Origin of the sequence: Mesorhizobium sp. M5C.F.Ca.IN.020.29.1.1 (genome assembly GCF_003997375.1) — a bacterium.
Lineage (GTDB): Bacteria > Pseudomonadota > Alphaproteobacteria > Rhizobiales > Rhizobiaceae > Mesorhizobium > Mesorhizobium wenxiniae.
Genome location: NZ_RZSW01000904.1, coordinates 1 through 1620, shown reverse-complemented (window position 1 = coordinate 1620; position 1620 = coordinate 1). Strand labels below are relative to the sequence as shown.

At 64.3% G+C, this 1620-nt stretch carries 2 protein-coding genes; one reads left to right on the top strand and one right to left on the bottom strand.

Annotated features, from left to right (window positions below; translation table 11 throughout):
- The coding region (locus EOA85_RS34830) for a DUF459 domain-containing protein (protein ID WP_127212696.1) at positions 1-995 on the top strand (995 nt) is incomplete at its 5' end.
- Between the two features lie 173 nt (positions 996-1168).
- On the opposite strand, the gene EOA85_RS34825 is transcribed toward EOA85_RS34830, so the two are convergent.
- A partial coding sequence (locus EOA85_RS34825) for an FAD-dependent oxidoreductase (RefSeq protein WP_348627960.1) occupies positions 1169-1620 on the bottom strand: 452 nt, incomplete at its 5' end.

Sequence of the window (1620 nt, the reverse complement as noted above, 5' to 3'; positions counted from 1 at the left end):
CAAGAAAGCCCCGCGCGGCGCCGCGCCGGCCGGCTGAGCCGGCAACCCCGATTGTCGAGAAGGCGCCGGATGCCCGCACCGTTCTGGTGGTCGGCGATTTCATGGCGAGCGGCCTCGGCGAAGGTCTCGATACCGCCTTTGCCGAAAACACCAAGATCAGGATCGTCGTTCACAGCAACGGTTCGTCCGGTTTCGTGCGTGACGATTTCTACAACTGGCCCGAACAGATCAAGTCGCTGATCGAGACCGAAAAGCCCGCGGCCGTAATCGTCATGCTGGGCTCCAACGATCGGCAGCAAATGCGCGTGAACGGGGAACGCGAACAGCCGCGGTCCGAGGCCTGGACCAACGAATACGAACGCCGGACCGAAGCGTTCGGCAAGGCCATTGCATCGGTCAAGGTGCCGTATCTGTGGGTCGGCATGCCGGCATTCAAGGCGCCGAAGATGACCTCAGACATGCTGGCTTTCAACGACATCTATCGCACGACGGCCGAAAGTCATGGCGGCGAATTCGTCGACATCTGGGACGGTTTCGTCGACGAGGACGGCGCCTTTGTCACCAGCGGGCCTGATATCAACGGCCAGCCGGTGCGCCTGCGCACCGACGACGGCATCTATGTGTCGAAAGCCGGCAAACGCAAGCTCGCCTTCTATGCCGAAAAGCCCTTGATGAAGATCCTTGGAATGACCGCGCCCACGGGCACACCGGCAGCTTACGCGCCAGCGGGCGCTCCCGTCGGGGCGCCGGCACCGGCACCCATGGCCGTCGATCGCACCGTGCCGATGCTGCTCAACGATCCGGCACTCGACGGCGGTTCGGAACTTCTCGGCGCCGCAGCGCCGGCAAAGGCCGACGGGTCTGGCGAAAAACTTGTCGTCGAGGGCAAGGCGCCCGCTGCTTCGCCCGGCCGCGCCGACGATTTTTCCTGGCCGCCCAGGGGACAGCCTGCGGCGGCGGCCGCAACCGAAACGACCACGGCGATCACTCCCTAAAGCGCGTCGCGTGTGACCGGCCTCATGCGACGCGCTTTAGGTTGTTGTTTTTAAGCATGTCGTTATCGCAAAACCGCTGCACACTTTTGCGCGACATGCATTAAACCTGCCCCGGGCACCGGAAGGGCAGAAAGCGCCTTCAGATGGCCGCAGGAGTAGCGCTCGAGACAGACTCAGCGCGGCAGCACGCTCGATCCCATCAGCGCCTCGTCGATCGAACGAGCCGCCTGCCGGCCCTCGCGGATCGCCCAGACGACCAGCGATTGACCGCGGCGCACATCGCCCGCCGCATAGAGCTTTTCGACGCTGGTCTTGTAGTCGCGGTCATTGGCCTCGACGTTGTTCGAGCGGCGGCTGTCGATGACGATCTTCATCTGGCCAGCCAGTTCCGACACCGGTCCGACGGTAGCCGGCCCGGCAAAGCCGATGGCGATGAAGGCGAGATCCGCGCGGATGACGAATTCCGTGCCGGCGATCGGCTTGCGCTTTTCATCGACCTCGCAGCATTTGACGCCGGTCAACGCGCCGTCCTCGCCGATGAATTCGAGCGTCGCCACCTGGAACTCGCGCTCGGCGCCTTCGGCCTGCGAGGACGAGGTGCGCATCTTCGTCGCCCAGTAGGGCC